The 22,503-nt window shown below is 42.8% G+C and carries 15 protein-coding genes and 1 other RNA gene; 9 read left to right on the top strand and 7 right to left on the bottom strand.

Translation table 11 applies throughout. The features are described from left to right. Positions 1–102 precede the first annotated feature (102 nt). From M8998_RS05175 to M8998_RS05160, 4 genes are all read right to left on the bottom strand, one after another. The gene (locus tag M8998_RS05175) at positions 103–960 is read right to left on the bottom strand and encodes a glycoside hydrolase family 16 protein (RefSeq protein WP_249991061.1); all 858 of its coding nucleotides are present in this window, start codon (positions 958–960) and stop codon (positions 103–105) included. Positions 961–1,001: 41 nt separating this feature from the next. After that, on the bottom strand, positions 1,002–2,282 hold the full coding sequence (locus M8998_RS05170) for a glycoside hydrolase family 2 TIM barrel-domain containing protein (protein ID WP_249991060.1): 1,281 nt from the start codon (positions 2,280–2,282) through the stop codon (positions 1,002–1,004). A 122-nt stretch (positions 2,283–2,404) separates the two neighbouring features. After that, positions 2,405–3,955 (bottom strand): RagB/SusD family nutrient uptake outer membrane protein, encoded by a 1,551-nt coding sequence (locus tag M8998_RS05165; RefSeq protein ID WP_249991059.1) that lies wholly within the window; start codon positions 3,953–3,955, stop codon positions 2,405–2,407. Positions 3,956–3,981: 26 nt separating this feature from the next. Further along, positions 3,982–7,038 carry a SusC/RagA family TonB-linked outer membrane protein gene (locus M8998_RS05160; protein ID WP_249991058.1) on the bottom strand — a complete coding sequence of 1,019 codons (3,057 nt, stop codon included), beginning with the start codon at positions 7,036–7,038 and terminating at the stop codon, positions 3,982–3,984. Positions 7,039–7,215: 177 nt separating this feature from the next. On the opposite strand from M8998_RS05160, the gene M8998_RS05155 reads away from it, so the two are divergent. Beyond that, a complete protein-coding gene (locus M8998_RS05155) occupies positions 7,216–10,113 on the top strand; it encodes a triple tyrosine motif-containing protein (protein ID WP_249991057.1) in 2,898 nt (965 codons plus the stop codon). Positions 10,114–10,235: 122 nt separating this feature from the next. Here the strand turns inward: M8998_RS05155 and M8998_RS05150 are convergent, their stop codons facing one another. Beyond that, positions 10,236–10,805: an ankyrin repeat domain-containing protein gene (locus M8998_RS05150; RefSeq protein WP_249991056.1), complete on the bottom strand. Its 570-nt coding sequence runs from the start codon at positions 10,803–10,805 to the stop codon at positions 10,236–10,238. Between the two features lie 63 nt (positions 10,806–10,868). Then, the gene (locus tag M8998_RS05145) at positions 10,869–12,395 is read right to left on the bottom strand and encodes a catalase (RefSeq protein WP_249991055.1); all 1,527 of its coding nucleotides are present in this window, start codon (positions 12,393–12,395) and stop codon (positions 10,869–10,871) included. A gap of 227 nt (positions 12,396–12,622) precedes the next feature. Here M8998_RS05145 and M8998_RS05140 point away from each other — a divergent pair, with 227 nt between their 5' ends. Then, positions 12,623–12,961, top strand: a complete 339-nt coding sequence (locus M8998_RS05140; RefSeq protein ID WP_249991054.1) for a zinc ribbon domain-containing protein YjdM — start codon at positions 12,623–12,625, stop codon at positions 12,959–12,961. Between the two features lie 459 nt (positions 12,962–13,420). Here the strand turns inward: M8998_RS05140 and M8998_RS05135 are convergent, their stop codons facing one another. Then, positions 13,421–14,350 carry a DNA/RNA non-specific endonuclease gene (locus tag M8998_RS05135; protein ID WP_249991053.1) on the bottom strand — a complete coding sequence of 310 codons (930 nt, stop codon included), beginning with the start codon at positions 14,348–14,350 and terminating at the stop codon, positions 13,421–13,423. Between the two features lie 87 nt (positions 14,351–14,437). On the opposite strand from M8998_RS05135, the gene rnpB reads away from it, so the two are divergent. From rnpB to M8998_RS05100, 7 genes are all read left to right on the top strand, one after another. Next, positions 14,438–14,820, top strand: an RNA gene (gene rnpB / locus M8998_RS05130) — RNase P RNA component class A. Between the two features lie 69 nt (positions 14,821–14,889). Beyond that, positions 14,890–16,245 (top strand): sigma-54-dependent transcriptional regulator, encoded by a 1,356-nt coding sequence (locus M8998_RS05125; RefSeq protein WP_249991052.1) that lies wholly within the window; start codon positions 14,890–14,892, stop codon positions 16,243–16,245. A gap of 240 nt (positions 16,246–16,485) precedes the next feature. Next, positions 16,486–17,400: a hydroxypyruvate isomerase family protein gene (locus M8998_RS05120; protein ID WP_249991051.1), complete on the top strand. Its 915-nt coding sequence runs from the start codon at positions 16,486–16,488 to the stop codon at positions 17,398–17,400. A gap of 92 nt (positions 17,401–17,492) precedes the next feature. Further along, positions 17,493–18,716, top strand: coding sequence for a nucleoside permease (locus M8998_RS05115; protein WP_249991050.1), 1,224 nt, complete (start codon positions 17,493–17,495; stop codon positions 18,714–18,716). Positions 18,717–18,750: 34 nt separating this feature from the next. Next, on the top strand, positions 18,751–20,436 hold the full coding sequence (locus M8998_RS05110) for a GMC oxidoreductase (protein ID WP_249991049.1): 1,686 nt from the start codon (positions 18,751–18,753) through the stop codon (positions 20,434–20,436). Between the two features lie 31 nt (positions 20,437–20,467). Beyond that, positions 20,468–21,892, top strand: a complete 1,425-nt coding sequence (locus tag M8998_RS05105) for a Gfo/Idh/MocA family protein (protein ID WP_249991048.1) — start codon at positions 20,468–20,470, stop codon at positions 21,890–21,892. 5 nt (positions 21,893–21,897) lie between these two features. Then, on the top strand, positions 21,898–22,467 hold the full coding sequence (locus M8998_RS05100; protein ID WP_249991047.1) for a gluconate 2-dehydrogenase subunit 3 family protein: 570 nt from the start codon (positions 21,898–21,900) through the stop codon (positions 22,465–22,467). The last annotated feature ends 36 nt before the right edge of the window (positions 22,468–22,503 follow it).

The raw sequence follows: 22,503 nt of genomic DNA, 5'->3' as shown, positions 1-22,503 counted from the left end.
TATCTTAAAAGGACAGATGGATTCAATATTTGAAAAGGTGAATCGAGAAAAGAGAATAGGCTGTTTCAGGTTACGAAACAGCCTATTCTCTCTTGATTGTATTTACTTGACTAAATCGTATACCCGCACATAATCTACAACGAATGCGGCCGGAAATGCTTCCCGATCGACGCCCTTTGCACCACCCCAAAAGCCACCGACAGCTAGGTTAATTAACCAGTGGAACTTTTGGTCAAAAGGCCATGCTTTAAAACCGGATCTTTCATTAGCAAAAGAGAATAATTCCTGGCCATCCACAAAACCTTTGATGTAATCCGGCGTCCAATCCACGCGATACACATGAAAGTCATCACGCGCATTCTCGATCTTCCGAAAGGCTGTTTTCTGTGTGCCAATAGAATGGTGGTATGCTTTGGTATGCACACTGATGTGCACCACATCAGGATCATAACCAACATGCTCCAAGATATCAATTTCTCCAGAGTTTGGCCAAGCTCCATATTTCCAGTCGGTCGGCAACATCCAAACAGCTGGCCAAGTGCCTTTTCCTTCCGGCACTTTTGCACGAACTTCAAACCTTCCATACAGAAAATCACCTTTTCCTTTGCTAACCAATCGAGCAGATGTATAGTCTAGCCCTTCTTTTTGCTCAGGAAGCGCATGAATGTAGAGATGCCCATCTTTTACCGCTACATTTTTTGAATCCGCATCGGTGTAATATTGTAACTCTTGATTTCCCCAACCATTATGTAACGAACCCACATCGTAAGACCATTTGTTTGTATCTGGCAAACCATCTTTATCAAATTCATCGGCCCATGTAGGCTCTGAAGTAAAGGTGTAGCCCACCGTGTCTACGGAGTCTTTTGCTGCTGAATCTTGTTTGGATCCCGATCCGCAAGACACAAGCGTGAACGACGTAGCAATAAGCAACCAGGTTGGATGTAATGAATTCAGCATATATTTAGTTTCTTGATATTTAAATCGTGTGGTGAAACCCCTTATTTCTTAACGAAAAATGGGATGTTAGCTGTGGCAACCTTATTATTTCCGTCTGAAGAATAATAAAACAAACGATACGCTCCCTCTTTCTTTGGTGCAGTAAGTACGGCTTCGTCAAACGAATTTTGCTGTACTAAGCCATCAACAGCAGTAGGGCGATCTTCTCTATCACCACCTTCTTTCAGGTCAGTACTTTCGGCCAGCAATTCCCAGCGAGCTGTTAGTGGCTTTCCGGCAGGGTCTGTGACGCGTGCATTTACTGGGTATTTGGTACCTGGTTTCAGATAGATATGATCAGCCGCTTTTTTGTTATTGATAGTAAATGAGGTGATATGCGGAGCGCGCTTTGCTGGCCATTTACCTGTCCACAAGTATTGCATGACGTCGATCACCTCAGATTGTTCCCCATTTTCGGTGAATAAGCCATACCAGGTTGGTGTGCGTTCCTGTTTTTGTCCCCACAAAAACACGTACGAACCTACACAACGTGGGTCTTTTGCGATAGACGCTTCGTATCGACTTTTGTATACAGTTGCTTTTTCACTGCTTGTTTCTTCGATAGAAGCTCCCCAAGGAGTTTGCAAACCCTCCCAATGTCCGGTTGGTCCCCACTCAGTTACCATATAGGCCTTATGCCAGCCTGCATCCTCAAGTTGTTGTGGCACGGAGGCTAAAGTGCCATACACTTGTACAGCTATTAAATCTAACGAAGGACATTTGCTGTTGATTAGATCAATTTCCTTTTTATTCACGCCGGCCAACATAGTGGTTACGAGATGATGCGGATCTTCTTGATGAATCATAGTAGCAATTTCATTGACAGCATCCCACACTTTTTCATTGCTATAATGTAGGTTTAGCTCATTACCAATACCCCAAGCTAATAGTGCAGGGTGTTTTTTAAAAGTATTGATTTCTCCACGTATTCTTTCCAGTTGTTGGCGGGTTTTTACCGGATCATTATAATCGAAGCCATGTCTCTCGGTGCCTACACGTAGACCAAGTGTAACCGTTAAACCCAGTTTTTGTGCTTCGTCAAGAATTTGCTGCGCTCCATCGGTGCTCCAAGTCCGAATGGAGTTGCCACCAGTCGACTTTATTTGTTCCAGCTTTCCGGTACCGCCTGCACCAAGAATAAAGTAAGGTTTGTCTTCACGTAGTATCTCAAACCGTCCCTCATCTTCCACAATCTTAACAGGGATAGGAGCTTGAGCCTGTGCTGCTTGACTTGCGGTAGTGATACCCAGGCACAGCATGGAGAGTATTTTGCATATGTTCATATTGTTCAGTTTTAAAATGCGCGATTAGCACAAGGCTTTTTTGATAATACAGCTTAAAAAATCAGCCTATGGTAAATAGACGAATAGGTTGTCTGTTTACCATAGGCTGATGTATCTGGGATCTATCTAAAATTTGGATTAGCGTCTATTTGTGTTTGCGGGATCGGCACAGACTCGCTTACACCTGGTACAAACCGTGAACCAAAAACTTGTTGAGCACGGCCGGTACGCACTAAGTCATTGAAGCGTTCGCCCCACCATTCACAAGCAAATTCAGCACGACGTTCATCTAAGATCTGATCTAGTGATACACCGGTAATGGCAGGCATATTCACGCGTTCGCGAACCAATCGGAATGGCTCATCCCCGTTTTGTCCTTTGCGTACTTTGGCCTCGGCGTTCAATAGTAGCACGTCTGCATAACGCAGGATACGCACATTGTTATTGGCTCCATATTCCAAACGGCCCGCGGTCATCTGAGATACTGGTAAATAGGCCTTTCCATTAAAGTATTTAGTACCAAATGTACCCCGATATACTAAGTCTCCACTTGGTGTCTCCGCTGGTACATTGGGTTGCCCATCTACTCCGCAGTATAAAATCGTTGTCCGCAAACGGGTGGCATCACCACGAGCCGTTAAGAAATCAACAATATTTTGTGATGGCGGAATCCAACCTGCACCTGAAATAGCACTGCCGCGCTGGTCACCTTCCGGTCCCTGCCAGCGAAAGAAAGTTCCCCAGTCGATACCAGGACGCACGATATCTCCAGCTGGGAGTCCAAAATCAGAATATTGCAATTCGAAAAGCGACTCGTTACTTAATTTGCCTGGCACCTTCCACATTTGGTAGTAATCACCAAATAATGAAAAGCGGTTACTACCAATAATTTCATTTGTCGCATCTAATACCACATCCCATTGGGCACTACCGTTATCATTTCCAGCAAGATCAGCTGCTGCTTTAGCTTTCAACAAAAGAGCGGAATAGGCAGTTACTGCTCCAACATGACTGGATTGGTTCGGACGTTCTTTTTTTAGATTTGCGGCGCAAAAGTCCATCTCCTCAATAATCCATTGTCTAACCTCCGCACGAGTACTTTTTCCGATCGTGGTAAGGCGTGCAATGTCTTCGCTATCCGATAAGATAGGCACATCCCCAAAGATTCGGGAAGCCATCAAGTGCGCGTATGCTCTTAGAAAGCGTACCTCGCCTTGATATTGAAGATTAAGAGCCAATTGTTCTGCGTTATTGGGATCAATGCGCTCGGCGAAATTGGCTAATTCCATCAAGGCATTGTTCGCACTAATAGCTAAGCTGTAATAGCTGATCCAAGATTGGTTAAGCCCCCAATAGGATTGAATAGTCACATCATTTTGGAAGTTTTTGATGGCCATTAGCTCTGGGTTGTCATTCGGATTTGGTGCTGCTTGTTGATAGTCATCATCACGGATAACGCGAATAGAAAGATCAATCCAATGCACTAAATTATCGTCCGAAGCGGCGCGGTAAACACCCGAAACCGGTTCATACATCCGACGAAGATCACCATAATTAATTTCTTCTGATCGCTGCTGGTTCTCCAATGGTTTATCCAGGAATTTCTCGCAACCGCCGAAGAGGATGGCGCTGCTTAAGCAGCCTGCTATGAGAATATGATTATATTTTTTCATGGTTGTTTTACTAAAAAATGTTGTCATTAAAAACTAGCTCTTAATCCTAAACTGTAGGTCGCCGCTACGGGGTATACATTTGAGTCAAAGCCCATACCTGTTACCTCTGGCGTGAATCCATTGTAGTTCGTAAAGATTAATGGTCTGTCGGCTGTAGCAAACACGCGGAACGGGATAGATGGCGTTAGATTAAAGCTATAGCCCAATTGCACATTTTGTACCCGCAGATACGCACCACTCTCCACGAAGAAGGAGCTCGCTTGCAAATTCCATGAAGCGACACTTCCGGCCGCAGACGGATACGTGTTACTACTGCCTTCGCCAGTCCACAAGCCTTCCATAAACGCTTGATCGGCATTCATTTGTGGGTATTTCCGGCGCATGGCTCTATTTAAGTTGTGAATTTTGTTGCCCGCAACACCTTGAAGTGCGACGCTTAGGTCAAACCCTTTGTAGTCGATACCGATATTAAAGCCATAGGTCAATGTAGGGAGGTAGCTGCCCAGGTTTACACGATCAGCCTCGTCTAGTTCACCATTACCATTTTGATCTCTATAACGTAAATAGCCCGGTAGGATAGGGGAACCCGGATTCAGCTCATTGTAACGACTGGCGATAGGGTCGGCATTGATCTCCGCTTGGTTTTGGTATACACCTTGCACTTCGTAACCATAGAAATAATTGATCGGTTGGCCCACTTCGATCCGAGAAGGGAATTCCGCTGCCCATTCAGGGAAGCCATTCATAATATTTGCTAAACCACCAAGATCGGTGACACGATTTTTCAATGTAGTAGCGTTGGCACCGATGCGGTAACCCCAGTCACCACGCTTGTCGGCCCAGTTCAAGCCAAATTCCCAGCCACTATTGGCAACAGTACCCCAGTTGCCGTAAACGCGATCCCACATAAATGGAATAGGACGTTCGAAAGCCAAGTCTTTCGTTGCACGGTGGTAATAATCTATTGTACCATTCAATCTATTGTTGAACATAGCAAAGTCAATACCTGCATCCCACTCTTCTACAATTTCCCAACGTACTTGCGTAAAGAAACGACCTACTCGGTACCCTGGTACGCGACTTCCATAGTTTTCGCCGATACTACCAAAAATTCCGGAAAAGTTATTGCCTGAATTCACAATGGCATAGCCAGCATTAGGCTGTATACCATCATTACCTAATAGACCCCAGCTACCACGAACCTTCAATAAATTAAATAGATTTTGGTCTTGCATGAAGCCTTCACGACTCAACACCCAGCCTAATCCTAAGGAAGGAAAATAGCCCCATTTTGTCTGGTATTTAGAGCTTCCATCGGCCCGGAAAGTGGCGGTTAATAAGTACTTGTTGTCGTAGTCGTAAGTACCACGCGCAAACACGGATACACCCGCATTGCGGAAGCCATTTTCGCCGTATCCGGTGGCAGAGCCTAGACCCTGAGCACCCTGACCCGCATACCAGAACTCTGGAGATGCCGGTACATCGTTTGCCGATACCCAGGTTTCTCGCCAACGTTCCTCACGGGTGGATTGCCCTAAGAGCACGCTCCAGTGATGGTTTTTAGCGGCATCCCGATAGGTAAGGAGGTTGTCCAGAATATAATTGGAATCGCGGCCTTGTGCCGAACGTAAGTAAGAGCGATCGGTACGTTGCGCATTATCTATGTAGAAGATTGGGTTGTACTGGATGTTATGAGCAGATTGATACCGTTGGCTTAGCTGAGAACGGAATGTCAACTTATTTTCCCAAAAATTGGCTTCGACATATGCGCTCGGCAGTATTTGAAAGCCTTTACTCTCATTGTGATTGTAAAATCCAGTGGCTACTGGATTGTTGAACCAGAAACCAGTATTAATGCCTATTGGTAGGCTGGAACCAAACTTAACCGGGTCTGCCAATTCGTTGTTCGGGTCATATGCGGGGTATAAAGGCGAAGCAAAATATGCCTGTCTAAATGCCGCATTGTTTGGGTGGAAATTATTGAAATTATTTACATGTGCTGTAAAACCTACTTTTAACCAATCGGTTACGCGGGCTTCGGTTTGCGTGCGTATGTTGTACTTACGGTGAAAGTTTTTCGCATCCATAATACCATCCTGGTCGATGTAGTTTAAACCAAAGGAGTATGTGATTTTATCGCTACCTCCCTGTACATCGATGTTATGATTGTGTATCAAGGCTTGAGAACGAAGTAATTCGCTGTACCAATCTGTGTTCTGTGTTGGATTAGTGGCGGTGCCACCAAAACGTTCTGCCGAACTTGCTACAATGGCCGAGTTACCGATCGCGTTAGCATAATCGGCATACTGTTGTCCATTTGCCATTTTGAGCATGTTGGTAGGTGTTTGGATACCTGCATAGCCGTTATAGGTAACACGCGCTTTCGTATTTAGCTTTCCGCGTTTGGTGGTCACGATGACCACACCATTTGCTGCACGTACACCATATATAGCAGCTCCAGATGCATCTTTTAGAACCGACATATCTTCTATATCGTTGGGATTTAGGAAGTCAATATTGTCCATAAACATCCCGTCTACTACGTAAAGCGGACTTTCGTTGTTAAACGAGCCTACACCGCGGATTCTGACAGAAGGTGTAGATCCTGGAGCGCCACTGCTCACCACCTGAACGCCAGGTACAGCGCCCTGAATCGCATCCATAGGGGTAGCCACTGTTCGTTTAATGGCTTCTTCCATATCTACGGTCGCAACCGGAGCGGTTAAATCGCCCTTTCGTTGTGTACCGTAACCGATAACCACTACTTCTTCTACGTTGAAGCCTGCGTCAGCAATCATTTGTACGTTAACTGTATTGGTTTTTACAGCTACCGCCTGTCGCATATAGCCCACGGAAGTGATGATCAAAGAATCGGCTGCTTCGGGTACTTGTAAACGATAAGACCCGTTGGCAGTAGAGCTGGTGCCGCTGCCAGATGCTCCTTTAATCATGATGGAAGCAATTAGCGGATGTCCATTTGGATCCGTAATTCTTCCGGTCACCTCCCGACTTTGTGCGAACGCCGCTGACGACAGCAAACAGGAAAAGGTAACCATAACAAAAATGAGTACACGATGTGTCATGTGTTAAGATTTAGTTTTTGGTTGTAGTTTATAATTTAGATGTCCCAAATGTAGGAAAGGCCTGCTAAAACTGCTAAAAACCACACTACTTCATTACTACGTCATGTAGGCATAACGGGCTTTATTGCTATATTTGTCCCGCTACCAACGTCTGCGGACGTACCATTATAAATTTTCATGAAATTTAATTTTTGGTTTTTACTCTATGTCTTATGTTGCTGTATCTATCCAGCATCTGCTCAAAATACTTTGGGTACGCCTTTACTATATTCTTATTCTAAAGCGGAATTTCAAGGTGGAAGCAGGACTTGGCAAATTGGACAAGATAGCCGCGGCTTAATGTATTTTGCTAACAATGAAGGTCTAATTACCTACGACGGGAACCGTTGGGGTAAGCATAGTATTTCTAATCAAACCATTGTGCGCTCCCTATTTATTGATGGAGAGGATCGTGTGTATGTAGGTGGCCAGGGGGAGTTTGGTTATTTTCAGGCAAATATCTCTGGATATTTAGTGTACACCTCTGTTAGTGAGCGTATTGATGATAAATATGCAGGATTTGCCGACGTTTGGAATACGGTAGGATTTAAGAACGCTATTTTTTTTCGATCTCACGAAGCTATCTTTCGGCTCTTAGATGGCAAGATAACGATCTATCCTGCTACTAATCGCTGGGAATTTATGGGTAGCGCCGGTGGTCGATTATTCGCGCAAGACACTCAAATGGGATTGCTCGAGTTTAGAAACGGGAAATGGCATGCGCTATCCGGCTCCCCCGAATTAAAAAGTGAGCTTATTACGGCAGTGATCCCGAAGGATAACAACCGAATATTGGTTGTTACCTCTACGGATAAACGCTACGTGCTGACCGAGAATGCATACCAGAGATCCAAAACCCAATCAGGCTATACTAAAAATTTATATACCCCCTCTGTCGCGAAGATCACAGACAGTGCCTATGTGTTTGCCACTGCACTAGAGGGTTGCCTGATTCGGGATGCGGAGGGCAACACGTTGCAACGAATAGGTACCACACAGGGGTTACCAAATAATAACGTGTCGACAGTTTTTGTGGATAAGCAACAGAACATATGGGCTGGATTAGACAATGCGATTGCATTAATCAGCTATGGAAGTGCAATCCATTATATAAGACCTAGCACAGAAGTGGACGTCACGGGCTACTCCGCCTACGTTCGCAAAGAAAGGTTATATATTGCATCTTCAAATGGTTTGTTTAGCGCACCATTAGATAGAAATAAGATAGACCATAGCGAAGCTTGGGGAAGATTTACGTTGATGGAAGGTACCGATGGAGGAGAGGCTTGGAAACTAGATGAGGTAAATAATCATTTGTGGTTAGGACATAATCGCGGGGTTTTTGACGTAGATGATACGAAGGTAACTCCAATAGCGTCTGAAACAGGCACTTGGTTGTTTCTACCATGGCTTGGTAATAATAAAGCCTCAAAAGAGGTGACAAATACCTTGTTGGGAACTTACCAAGGCTTGGACTTAATTGCTCAACCGGAGGGAGCAACTAGCTACCATGGCGCTTTAGAGGGACATCGCGATTCGTACCGATTTATGGTGCGTGATACACTGCATTATATCTGGGCATCTCATCCTTATAGAGGTATCTATCGCATTAGTATTGATGTTGATCGTAAAAAATATAGCCACCAACTGTTTACAGAACGAGACGGCTTACCATCTTCCTATCAGAATTACGTATTTAGCTGGAATAATAAGGCTGTTTTTGCAACCGAGAACGGAGTGTATTATTTTGATCGCCCTAGCAAAACATTTAGGCCTTTTGAGCCGTTGAAGATTTTTGCTGGCATGCCAATACGTTACTTTAAACAAGACCAAGCCGGAAATATATGGTTTTCCAGTGCAAAAAAGGTAGGTGTTGCAAAATACCGCGCTCGCCATCATCGCTATCAGTTAATCTATTTCCCGGAAATAGATGGTTTATATACCACAGGTTTTGAAAATATTTATCCTTACAATGAAAAGAATACATATTTGGGAGCTGAACGGGGTATGCTACACATCAACTTGGATAAATATGTCGATAATATAGAAAAGCCAACCCTCGTGTTTTCTCAAGTGCAGAGTAAAGGTGAACGTGATACGCTGTTATACGCTGGGTTTGGAGCTTATCAATTTTCTAAAAAGTACCCCACCCCAAGTTTAGATGCACATTACGACGAATTTCATTTTCAGTATGCTTCTCCCAGGTATGGAGCCTCCGCCAACTTGTTGTATAGTTACCAATTAGAAGGATATGATAGCCGATGGTCCACCTGGTCCAACGAGCAGGCAAAAGCGTATACCAATCTGCCGAGTGGGAGCTATGTTTTTCGGGTAAAAGCAAAAAATAGTTTGGGACTCGAATCGGACGAACTGACCTGTAAATTTACGATTCTGGCTCCTTGGTATGCTACGCAAATCGCGTGGGTAATCTATACGCTTTTGCTTTTATCTTTTTTCTTTCTCGCAGTGAGATGGCAGCGTTCCGCATGGATAAGCAGACAGGAGAAGCATGAGGAAGAACTCGCCCGCTTACGCTATATCTACCAGTTGGAGTTAGAAAAAAACGAACGCGAAATCATCAAGCTACAAAAGGAGCACCTGGAAGATGAAGTGCTAATTAAAACAAAAGAATTAGCCAGCACAAGTATGCAACTAATGGAAAATACAGGCGCACTGCATAAACTCAGAATGGAATTAGCAAAAATGGAATCGGGCGAAGCCGATGAAGCTGACCTCAAACGGGTGACCGCTTTGCTAAAGGATGTGGACAAAAACACCACACACTGGGATCAGTTTGCGGTACATTTCGATGAGTTGAATGATGGATTTTTACAGCGATTGACCAGTCTACATCCTTCCCTTTCTCGCAATGACTTAAAAGTATGTGCGTATTTACGGCTGCATTTTACGACCAAACAAATCGCTCAACTTCAAAATATATCGGTCCGAGGTGTGGAGGTACACCGATACCGTATTCGTAAAAAGCTGTCAGTAGATACGCAGATTTCTCTCAGTTCGTATCTTAATACCTTATAATTTGGATGTTCGAATAGCTAATTCCAATTTTGAGATACGCGAATGATTAGATCAAATTACCTTCAAAAAATTTGATCTGCTATAATTAAAGCGAAGAATCACATACACGTAGGATGTATAAATTAATTGATCACTAGACCATTATTCTCCTTCTTTTTCGGAGTACCAACTGTCTTTAGTAGTTGATATATTTCATTATTTTGTTGTAGGAGTGCATGATCAAGAGCTGTTTTACCGAATCGATCATTAATAAGGGGGTCAGCACCGGCATCCAACAATACTTTCACCATTTTCTGTTGACCGAATGTCGCAGCGAAAATCAATGCGGTGGCATCATTCTGGTTTTGCTGATTTACATCTGCACCCTGCGCTAACAATAAGGCTGCAATGTCTACATAGCCTTTAAAAGCGGCACCCATGAGTGCGGTGTTGCCCATTTTATCTAAACGATTGGCATTTGCTCCGTGATCAAGTAATAATTTCAACATACGCAGATTGCCATGGTAAGCAGCTAGAATAGTGGGGGTATACCCGCGTGCATCCACAATATCTACACTACTTCCCGATGTAACGTACTCTTTCACCTTTGTCGTATCATTGTTTTGGATGGCTTGAAATAATATCTCTTGCTGAGCCGAAGTCTGTTTTGCCAAAGCAAACAAAACAACGATGAGCCATATGTATTTTGTCATATTTTTAAGGGTGTAAAGGGCAGATATACTGCCCTTTATGATGTGTGATAAATAAACTTGTTGTTATTGTAGGTGTTTTTCCAAACTCTCCCTGCTCAGATTTAGTGCTTGAGCGAGCCTCATTCCGTAATCGCGGTCTGCGCGGTAGAAGTAGGAAATCATAATAGCAACCACTTTCGGGTCTTTCACATCGCGCAAAGCGTCTGATAGATTTTTGATCAGGTGATCTTGATCCTCTGAAGAAAAGGAACGATAAAGTGCTCCTGCCTGTGTGAAATCATCAGTTACTGGAATCTTTTGCTGAGTCGTACTAGCGTTACCTAGGGGCTTTTGCGAGTATTTGAATTTGCTGTTATCGGCCACTGAAGGTTGGCTGTTTGCGGGTTGGTAATTTACTTCACCTTCCTGCTCACGAGTCGACATGTAACCATTTTGATTGTAAGTTTTCACAGGGGCTTTTGAAGCATTTACCGGTAATTGCTGGAAATTTCCCCCAATGCGGTGCCTTTGTGTGTCGAAATAAGAAAATAAACGGCCTTGCAATAGTTTGTCTTCAGAAGGTTCAATTCCAGGAACTAAAGTGCCAGGAGAAAACGCGGATTGTTCCACCTGTTGAAAGTAATTAGTAGGATTGGCATTTAGTGTCATCGTACCAACTAGTACAGGAGGTATTTTATCTTCTGGCCAGATCTTAGTAGCATCCAAAGGATTAAAATTCAGTTGTTCGAATTCATTCTCTTTTAGCATTTGTACGTAGAGATCCCATTTAGGATAATTACCCTCTTCGATGGCGGTGTACAGATCCGCAGTAGCATGTTCTATATTTTTAGACTGTATGCTGTCTGCTTGATCTTGCGTGAGATTGCGCTCGCCTTGCTTGCTTACCCATTTGTATTTAACATACGTAACTTCTTTCTTTTCATTAACCCATTTGAAGGCATGTACACCATTTCCTTGCATTTCGCGGTAATTGGCTGGGATCCCATAGTTAGAAAACACCCATGTGAGCATATGTGTTCCTTCTGGAATTTGTGCAAAAAAGTCGAATACTCTATTTGGATCGGAGGCCTTATTCGTTACGGGGGATGGCTTGAAAGCATTTACCATGTCTGGGAACTTCATGGCATCACGAATAAAAAAAACAGGAAGATTATTGCCTACCAAGTCATAGTTGCCCTGTTCTGTGTAAAATTTAACAGAAAAGCCACGAGGATCACGGTAGGTTTCGGGCGAGCCTTGTTGGTGAATTACGGTAGAAAACCGCACCATCACCGGAGTTGCTTTTCCTCCTTTGGAAAGAAACTCAGCGCTAGTGATGTCGGAAAAGTCATTAGCAGCGATAAACTCTCCAAATGCGCCCGCTCCTCGGGCATGCACAACGCGTTCTGGAATACGTTCTCTATCGAAAGCAGCCAATTTTTCGATGAGGTGTATATCTTCCAATAATGTTGGTCCATTGACTCCTGCAGTTTTGGAACTTTGATTGTCGCCCACAGGAGTGCCTGTATTCGTAGTAATTACTTGTGCCGACAGGCAGCTTGCCAATAAAACAGCTGTAGCAGCAGATACAATATTCTTTCTATTTATCATTGTTTTTTCATTTTGAACAAAAATAAATCGAATGAATTAAATATGAACATTGATATTATTTATGATTGTATCGAGGAAGTTTATAATAATAATTTTTAGGATCTGTTGCTGTACTTAAAATGTTGGCTACTAGCTGAGACCAGTAGTAACTAAACAAAGGAAATACGCGGCTAAAGTGATATCATCTAATTGTTGTAACTTTACAGCTTATCATAAAAACATCAAAATTGAATACTATACCTCCTTGTCCACGATGTGAATCTGTTTATGCCTATGAAATGGACGCTTTATTGGTTTGTCCAGAATGCGGCCATGAATGGAACCAGGAAGAGATCGAAGAAGAGACTCTTGCAATCGTAGTAAAAGATAGCAACGGAAATATTCTACAAAACGGCGATAGTGTAATTGTCATTAAAAATTTGCCCGTTAAAGGTTCTCCAAAGGGTATTAAATCAGGAACTAAGGTTAGAAACATAAAGCTCGTTGATGGGGATCACAATATAGATTGCAAGATTGAAGGCTTTGGTGCTATGGCTTTGAAATCGGAATTTGTCAAGAAGTCTTAAATGCCATTTTAACCCGTATTTATTACGGGTTAGTAATTACTTTTAGCAATCAGATGCATTTATAGCAGGTGTTGTGGCTATTTATACCCGTTTAATTCAGGTACTTCTTAGGGTAACAAACTCGCCGATCTAACGTTTTATTATCAAGTCAGTTAACAATAGTGATTACTAATATTGATTGGATATGGATATTAAAATGGTAAGGTTGGTGGATCAATACATGGTTTCGAATAAGATAATTCAGACGTTAGATTTGGGAGAAATGGAACTTCTTCGCAAATTGTTATATAAAGCTATTTCTTTTAAGCCGGATAAATCTACACTAAATCAAATCCTATCTTACTGTACGAAAGTGTTTAGAGGCAGAAAGAGCTTTACGAAAGATTTGGCTAGATTCAGTAACCGCACATTCGATCTGATTTTGCTGCAGCAGCTACAGTTTGGATTTCATAAACAGCATTAAGCGGCCTGATCCGATTGCAATTCCAATTCATTCTGCATAGGAATGCTTAGTTCCGAAAGAAAGTTGTAACCCGTAGCGTCTTCAATAGCACGGATACTTACTATATAGTTTTTCCAGGAAGAGCGTACACTATTTTCATTGGGTGTAGTGATGGCAATAATCTCTGCTTCGCCCGCTTCAATTCGATCTAGATCGTTCGTGCCTTCAGGCAGAATAATCGCAATCTTCCAGATATGCGAAGGTACAGCCACACGACCATCATCTATGCTCAAGGCGTAGCCTTCATTTCCTACGCCACCTTGACCATAAGAACCCATGATAATGTAGATTTCATTACCTTCATTTACCCGTTTCCTCAGGTACATTTCAAAATTGTTCCATACCCGTTGATTGTTATTTGGTGCTTGTGGTAGCATATTGATCATGAGAAAGGTTGATGCATTAGCTTGCTCAGAAGTTAACCTATCTGCTGAAGGGCAATGATGCCCGCGGTCAAAGCCAGAGGCGGTATAGCTTCTATGCTGTACCTGATACCAACTTTCAGGAAGGCCTGTGTATTCGACAAACTTATTGCTACGCTTGGTGTTATTGATTAAACGATCGCTATTTAAATGCCAGCTTACCCAATTTGGGATTCCACGATCAGCATCATAAGACATGATATAGTACTCCAGATTAATCAAGTAGTTGTTTTTGAAGATAAAGGATGGTTGAGCATTCGACGGGTTTCCTAAGTACATGTTACTGTTTTCGCCCACCGATGGTGGTACGTCTGTAGCAATTTGTACATTGATCTTACCCATGTTGCCAGCTGTTGAACTCGAAGCCGTTCTGGTATCCGAAGAGTCGCTTATATGAACGAGATTTTTACAGGATCCAGCCAATAAAAAAAGATAGAATAAGAAGTACGATATATAGGATTTCATAAATTGGAGATAAAGGTAAACCAATTTTTACGCTTTGTGCGGATTGCCCGTAAACGTTTATGAATTATTACGTAGTTTTGCCTGCTGAAGCAAACTGGTTCTATCGCTGCTCTAGTAATAGGGAAGAGGAAAGTCCGGGCAACGCAGAGCAACACGCTTCCTAACGGGAAGGCGCATTTTACGGAATGCGATAGAAAGTGCCACAGAAAATATACCGCCTTTGTAAAAAGGTAAGGGTGAAAATGTGAGGTAAGAGCTCACGGCTTTGTATAGTGATATGCATCGCGGTAAACCTCGTGTGTTGAAAAACCAAATAGGTTGCAGACTTCGGAAAAGGCGGCTCGTCTTTTGTCTTCGGACATCTGCAATGGGTAGGTTGATACAGTCTGTATGCGAATGCAGGCGTAGATAAATGATAGAGGTTCAACTTAGGTTGGGCACAGAACCCGGCTTACAAGGTTTGCTTCTTTTTCTTGAATTTTGCATGATATGTAAGAATACTTCCTACATATCAACGATACTTTAAATATTTGTCATAGATGACTACAGTACTGATTATTGATGATGAAAGACCAATCCGGAGTTCACTTCGAGATATTTTAGAATATGAAGACTACAAAGTCCTCGATGTGGATAATGGCACCGATGCACTGGAAATTCTAAAAAAAGAAAAAATTGATTTGGTGTTATGCGATATCAAGATGAATAAGATGGACGGTATGGAAGTACTCAGTACTTCTAAAACCTTTACCGACACGCCATTCATCATGATCTCTGGGCATGGTACTATCGAGACTGCTGTAGAAGCGGCCAGAAAAGGTGCATTCGACTTTTTAGAAAAACCACTAGACCTCAATCGACTCCTAATTACAGTACGTAATGCGCTGGAAAAAGGGTCTTTGGTGAAGGAAACCAAAGTTTTAAAGAAGAAAGTTTCCAAAACCAAAGAAATACTGGGTGAATCCAGTGGCATCTCTGTCATAAAAGACACCATAGATAAGGTGGCGCCAACAGATGCTCGGGTATTGGTTACCGGAGCAAATGGAGCTGGTAAAGAATTGGTGGCGCGCTGGCTGCACGAAAAATCAGAACGCTCATCGGCACCTCTGATTGAAGTGAACTGTGCCGCGATTCCTTCCGAGCTTATTGAGTCCGAACTATTCGGACATGAAAAGGGATCTTTTACGTCGGCAGTAAAACAGCGGATTGGTAAGTTTGAGCAAGCCACCGGTGGAACACTTTTTCTAGATGAGATAGGAGACATGAGCCTTTCTGCTCAAGCAAAAGTATTACGCGCTTTACAGGAACATAAAATCACCCGAGTTGGTGGCGATAAAGAGATTTCGGTAAATGTACGTGTGATCGCTGCCACGAATAAAGATTTGCTTCGTGAAATTGAAGAAGGCAATTTTCGGATGGACTTGTATCACCGATTAAGTGTAATTCTGATTCACGTACCACCGTTGAACGAGCGTAAAGGCGATATTCCTATTATTGCTCGCTCTTTTTGCGAGGAGATTTGTGGTGAATATAGCATGCCGGTTAAAGAGTTTACGAACGATGCCATGAAGGCACTGCAAGCATTACCATGGACGGGCAACATACGTGAGCTACGTAACATGGTAGAGCGCTTAATCATCCTAAGCGGTAAAAATATTACTGCCAAGGAGGTCGAGTCCTTCGCAAATCCTTCACAGCCCAACTCTAAAAGCCGCAAGATGTTGGATCTGGATGCTTTTGAATCCATTACAGCATATCAGCAACACGCGGAGTCGTTATATTTGGATTTTCAATTGGCGAAATACAACGGACGTAAGGATCTTGTTGCACAAGCTGTTGGCTTGTCGGCTTCCGAATTAGATTCAAAACTTAGGCAATATAATCTCGAGCATTAGCATTAGCGAGTATCTTAATCCAAAAGTCACCTTCGTGAGGCTTAGACTGGTGAGTAATACCTCCATTCGGACGCTAACTAGAAGGTGATTTTTCTTTTTGTAACGGATTTGTTATATATCTGATTGCCTCGAATTCCCTATCTTTCGAATCATTTACCAATATAAATCGACTCATGAGTAAATACTTACTATCCATTATCTTATCTGCCCCTAGCAGATCAAAATTTATGAGGCTGTGTTATGAATAGAATGGATTTTCTTAAAAAAAGTGCGCTTGTTGTGGGTGCCTCAGCGGCGTTGCCGAAGTCGGACGTATGGGCGGCCGAATCGCTAAAATCCAATGCTACTTTTAATCTCGATTATGCCCCCCATCAAGGGATGTTTTCAGCTACGGCAGGTAAAAATTTTCTTGATGAAATTCGCTATATGCACGATCTAGGGTTTCGCAGTATTGAAGACAATAATATGCCATCCCGGTCGCAGCGCGAACAAACGGAAATAGGCGAGCTACTGACCAAGCTGGATATGCGTATGGGCGTTTTCGTAGTGCCAAAAGGTGGTAATGGACAAAATACGCTGGCAGCGGGCAAACAAGCGCATGAAGACATCTTCTTAAAAGGATGCAAGGAATCTCTTGAAGTCGCCAAACGTGTTAACGCAAAATGGGTAACCGTGGTACCCGGTGATTATGAGCGAAAGCTGCCAATAGGAGTGCAGACCGCCAATGTCATCGAGAGCCTAAAGCGTGGTGCAGCCATCTTCGAACCACATGGAATCAGTATGGTTTTAGAACCACTTAGTGATACCCCAGATCTATTTCTTCGCTATAGTGATCAGGCTTACGATATTTGTAAATCTGTTGATAGTCCTTCCTGTAAAATTCTTTACGACATCTACCACCAACAAAAAAATGAGGGCAACCTCATTCACTTGATGGAACTATGTTGGAGTGAGATTGCCTACATTCAAGTAGGTGATAACCCTGGCCGAAATGAGCCTACTACTGGAGAAATAAACTACCTCAACATATTTAAATGGTTGAATACAAAGGGGTATCAGGATATTGTAGGTATGGAACATGGAATTTCAGAATCCGGCAAAGCAGGAGAGGAACGTCTTCTAAAAGCTTATAGAGCAGTAGATTCATTCAACTAAATCGTATTACTGAAATGTTAATACTTTGTTATAGATCTTAAGAATCTCATTTTTTTAACTATTTTTAAAAATCAATATTATAAACCATTTGTATGTCCTTTGCTATAAGATTTAAGTTGTCTTTCATGATGTTTCTCGAATTTTTTATTTGGGGAGCATGGTTCGTTACTTTAGGCACTTTTGTCAAAAATAATTTACTCGCTTCAGATAGCGATGTGGGTCTTGCATTTCTTTCGCAGTCCATTGGCGCTATCATTGCACCTTTTATTATCGGTATGATCGCCGATAAATACTTTGCTGCACAGCGTATTTTAGGTCTTTTGCACCTCATTGGTGCCGGCCTGCTCTATTACGCCTCGACACTAACGTCATTTAATGACTTTTTGCCCATAGTAATGGCTTATATGGTTTGTTTTATGCCTACGTTGGCATTGGCAAATTCAGTTTCCTTTCGTCAATTAACAGATACAGAAAGACAGTTTCCCGGTATACGTGTTTTTGGTACTATAGGTTGGATTATCGCGGGTCTATTGATAGGTTGGTTGTCTTGGGAAAAAACTAATTCACTACAACTCACATTCATCTTGGCGGCGGTAGCTTCGGGTATATTAGCGGTTTTTAGCTTATTCTTACCAGATACCCCCCCAACTAAGAAAAATGAAAAAACCACTGTTGGAGAGATTTTGGGACTAGAAGCCTTCGCATTATTGAAAAACAGGTCATTCTTATTGTTTTTCTTATCTTCTATCGCCATCTGTGTTCCACTAACCTTTTATTACAACTTTACTAATATCTACTTAAACGAGATTGGAATGCAATCGGCCGCTGCCGTGCAGTCATTAGGACAGGTATCCGAAACCTTATTTTTATTAGTGATGCCCTTCCTGTTTGTGCGTTTAGGGGTTAAAAAAATGTTGGGTATTGGCATGTTAGCTTGGGTATTGCGGTATGTGTTTTTTGCCTTTGGAGATGCTGGCCAAGGATATTGGATGCTGGTGATGGGTATTGTATTGCATGGTATCTGTTACGACTTTTTCTTCGTAACGGGCCAGATATATACGGATAAGCTTGCAGGGCCGAAAATTAAAAGTGCTGCACAAGGGTTCATCTCATTAGCTACTTATGGTGTAGGTATGCTAATCGGATCTTTATTGTCGGGTAAGATTGTAGAAAGTTATGTAACGACTGATGGAGGTCACGATTGGAAAACAATCTGGTTGATTCCTGCCGGAATTGCCTTTGTAGTATTAGTGATTTTCCTATTGTTGTTTAAAGACAACATTTCGAAGAAAGCTACGGCTGAAGTAAACGCATAAATTAAATTTTTGGGAAATTATAAAACACGAGATAATGGTACAAAGTAATACGTATGACGCAATTGTTATAGGTTCCGGAATCAGCGGTGGGTGGGCTGCTAAAGAGCTGACGGAAAAAGGCCTAAAAACTATCATGCTGGAACGTGGACGTAATGTAGAACACGTAAAAGACTATCACGCAAACAAAGATACCTGGGAGTATCCACATCGCGGAGGTAGGACTACGCAGATGGAAGAAGACTATCCAGTTTTACGTCGGGACTACGCACTAAATGAAAGAAATCTGGACTTTTGGGTAAACGAAAAAGAAAGTCCGTATACCGAAGAGAAGCGCTTTGATTGGTACAGAGGATACCACGTTGGTGGTCGTTCTTTGATGTGGGGAAGACAGAGTTACCGTTTCTCAGACCTGGATTTTGAAGCTAATGCGAAAGATGGACACGGTACCGACTGGCCAATTCGCTATAAAGATATCGCGTCGTGGTATAGCTACGCAGAGAAGTGGGCCGGAATCTCTGGAAATAGAGATGGGTTGGATGTGTTGCCAGATGGGGATTTCATGCCAGCTATGCCGTTCAACGTAGTAGAAAAAGACTTGGTAGAACGTATCAAGAAAAACTATGGTAGCAAGCGCCACTTCATTATGGGGCGTACCGCAAATATTACGGTTCCACACCACGGCCGGGTGAACTGTCAGTATCAAAATCAATGTTGGTTAGGCTGTAACTTTGGTGCATACTTTAGTACACAATCATCTACACTACCGGCGGCTGTGAAAACAGGAAATCTAACCTTACGTCCGTTTTCGATCGTGACACGTATTTTATACGATAAGGACACGCAGAAAGCAACGGGCGTTGAAATCGTGGATGCAGAAACAGGAAAAACGTATGAATACTATGCAAAAGTTGTATTTGTATGTGCTTCAGCGTTCAATTCTACTTGGGTATTGATGAACTCTGCTACCGATGTTTGGGATGGTGGTTTAGGAAGTAGCAGTGGCGAATTAGGTCACAATGCTATGGATCATCATTTCCGCTTAGGAGCCAGCGGTCGTATGGAAGGATACGATGACAAATATTTCTATGGCCGTCGTCCTACAGGTTTATACGTGCCTCGATTCCAGAATATACCAGGTGATGATAAAAAGCGTGATTATGTACGTGGATTTGGATACCAAGGTGCCGCTAGTCGTGGACGTTGGTCTGGTGAGGTTGCCGAGATGTCTGTGGGTGGCGCTTGGAAAGATGCTATGACAGAAGCTGGCGATTGGAATGTAGGTTTTACCGCTTTTGGAGAGATCTTACCATATCATGAAAACAAAATTTCTCTAGACAAGTCCGTTAAAGATAAGTGGGGATTGCCAGTGCTTAAGATGGATATGGAGATTAGAGATAATGAACTGAAAATGAGGCCTGATATGATGTCTGAGATGAAGGAAATGTTGGAGTCTGTCGGTGCTAAAGACGTACACACATACGACAACGGATATGGCTTCGGTCAAGGTATTCATGAGATGGGTACAGCGCGTATGGGTACTGAGTCTACCAATTCTGTGTTGAATAAGAATAATCAAGTTTGGGATGCTAAGAACGTTTTTGTGACCGATGGTGCTGCGATGACTTCTGGTGCTTGTGTCAACCCTTCACTAACGTATATGGCGCTAACAGCTCGTGCGGTAGATTTTGCGGTGAGCGAATTGAAAAAAGGAAATCTATAAAAAACATAATACCAAGTAAACACTAAAAAACATGAGTGATAAGAATTCAAGAAGAAGTTTCATAAAGCAGGCGGCTGTTGCAGCTGCTGCGTTTACGATAGTTCCTCGTCATGTGTTGGGCGGATCGGGATTTGTAGCACCAAGCGATAAGCTGATGATTGCAGGTATCGGTGTAGGTGGAAAAGGAGAAAGCGATATCAAATCTTTCCACGACAGCGGAAAAGCAGAGATCGCATTCCTATGTGACGTAGATGATCGCCGCGCTGCCAAAACGAGAGGTAGATTCCCTAAAGCTAAATATTACAAAGATTACCGTGAGATGCTCGATAAAGAGCACAAGCATATTGATGCGGTATCTGTATCCGGACCAGATCATAACCATGCTATACATGCCTTAGCAGCAATGCAGTTGGGCAAGCACGTATATGTACAAAAACCATTGACACACGATATTTGGGAAGCACGTGTGCTTACCGATGCGGCAAAACGTTATAAAGTGGTCACGCAAATGGGTAACCAAGGATCATCTAACGATGGTACTCGTCAGGTAAAAGAATGGTACGAAGCGGGTTTAGTAGGTGATGTGCATACCGTATATTGTTGGACTGACCGCCCCGTGTGGCCTCAGGGAATCAAATGGCCTCAGGGCACAGCAGAGATTCCTAAAGAACTAGACTGGGATCTTTGGTTAGGAACGGCACCTCAAAAAGATTATGTAGATCATTTAGTGCCATTTAACTGGCGCGGATGGTGGGATTATGGTACAGGTGCGTTAGGCGATATGGGCTGTCACCTTGTGGAAGTTCCGTTCAGCGTACTCGGTCTGCAATATGTGCAAGATGTACACGCCAGTGTAGGTACTGTATATGTAGATGAGTTCAAACGTGGAGTATTCCCAGAAAGTTGTCCTCCATCAAGTCATGCAACCATGACTTTCCCTAAAACAGATCGCACAGCAGGTCCTGTCACCTTGCACTGGATGGATGGTGGTATTCAACCAGCAAGACCGGAAGAATTAGAAGCTAATGAAATCTTTGGTGATGGTGGTAACGGTATCTTGATGATCGGTACAAAAGGTAAAATATTGGCCGATACATACGGAGAGAATGCCCGCTTATTACCAACCTCTCGCAAAGAGCAAGTCGCGCAAAAATATGAGCGCGTACCAGGGCAAGCATCTGGTCACTATGCACAATGGGTAGAGGCTGCTATCGCTGGTTACGGCAAGAAAGAGGTAAGTGCACCTTTCGAGATCTCTGGCCCATTGACGGAATGTTTATTAATGGCTAACTTAGCAATTCGTGGTGCAGATATGAACATCGATGGCAAATATCCAGGTCGTAACTTGAAATTGTTGTGGGATAATAACAACATGAAGGTAACTAACTTTGATATGGTTAATCAATTCGTGAAGCGTGAGTACCGCTCAGGTTGGGATATGAATTATAAGTTTTAAAGAGCATGAATAGAAGAGAAGCCATTCAGCGTGTAGCACTACTCATGGGGGGTGCCGTAATCGGAAGCAGCCTATTTTTAGAGGGCTGTACTAGAACAGCGTCCAAAGAAGTCGCTTCACTTTTTGAAAAGGACAGTATGAATCTTTTGGGTGATTTAGCGGAAGCCATCTTACCCAAAACTTCCACGCCTGGAGCTAAAGAAGCAGGCGTTGGAGAGTTCATTCCGGTCATGATTCGCGATTGTTATACAGAGGCAGATCAAAAAGCTTTTATGGAAGGTTTAGGGAAAATCGATGAACGTGCCAATGAAAAGCACGGTAAGGATTTCCAGAAGCTGACACCGGAAGAGCAATTGACATTTGTGAATGCCTATGATAAGGAAGCAAAAGAATACCAGAAAAATAAAAAAGAGGATGATCCTAATCATTTCTTCACGATGCTAAAACAGTTGACATTAACCGGATTTTTTACTTCGGAAGTCGGCATGAAACAAGCGTTGAATTATGTGAAAATTCCTGGTCGTTACGACGGCGAGTTTCCATATAAAAAAGGAGACAAAGCATGGGCTATATAGTGATCTGATTCTTCTGATCCTATTTTTAAAATATAA

The sequence above is a fragment of the Sphingobacterium sp. lm-10 genome, assembly GCF_023554555.1.
In the GTDB taxonomy this organism is placed as follows: Bacteria; Bacteroidota; Bacteroidia; order Sphingobacteriales; family Sphingobacteriaceae; genus Sphingobacterium.
This window is presented reverse-complemented; position numbering and strand designations above follow the sequence as displayed.

Coding starts and splice junctions, on each gene's coding strand:
- M8998_RS05145 (WP_249991055.1), bottom strand. CDS start 12,395: ATGATAAATAGAAAGAATATTGTATCTGCTGCTACAGCTGTTTTATTG.
- M8998_RS05160 (WP_249991058.1), bottom strand. CDS start 7,038: ATGACACATCGTGTACTCATTTTTGTTATGGTTACCTTTTCCTGTTTG.
- M8998_RS05165 (WP_249991059.1), bottom strand. CDS start 3,955: ATGAAAAAATATAATCATATTCTCATAGCAGGCTGCTTAAGCAGCGCC.
- M8998_RS05105 (WP_249991048.1), top strand. CDS start 20,468: ATGAGTGATAAGAATTCAAGAAGAAGTTTCATAAAGCAGGCGGCTGTT.
- M8998_RS05120 (WP_249991051.1), top strand. CDS start 16,486: ATGAATAGAATGGATTTTCTTAAAAAAAGTGCGCTTGTTGTGGGTGCC.
- M8998_RS05100 (WP_249991047.1), top strand. CDS start 21,898: ATGAATAGAAGAGAAGCCATTCAGCGTGTAGCACTACTCATGGGGGGT.
- M8998_RS05170 (WP_249991060.1), bottom strand. CDS start 2,282: ATGAACATATGCAAAATACTCTCCATGCTGTGCCTGGGTATCACTACC.
- M8998_RS05135 (WP_249991053.1), bottom strand. CDS start 14,350: ATGAAATCCTATATATCGTACTTCTTATTCTATCTTTTTTTATTGGCT.
- M8998_RS05155 (WP_249991057.1), top strand. CDS start 7,216: ATGAAATTTAATTTTTGGTTTTTACTCTATGTCTTATGTTGCTGTATC.
- M8998_RS05125 (WP_249991052.1), top strand. CDS start 14,890: ATGACTACAGTACTGATTATTGATGATGAAAGACCAATCCGGAGTTCA.
- M8998_RS05110 (WP_249991049.1), top strand. CDS start 18,751: ATGGTACAAAGTAATACGTATGACGCAATTGTTATAGGTTCCGGAATC.
- M8998_RS05175 (WP_249991061.1), bottom strand. CDS start 960: ATGCTGAATTCATTACATCCAACCTGGTTGCTTATTGCTACGTCGTTC.
- M8998_RS05115 (WP_249991050.1), top strand. CDS start 17,493: ATGTCCTTTGCTATAAGATTTAAGTTGTCTTTCATGATGTTTCTCGAA.
- M8998_RS05150 (WP_249991056.1), bottom strand. CDS start 10,805: ATGACAAAATACATATGGCTCATCGTTGTTTTGTTTGCTTTGGCAAAA.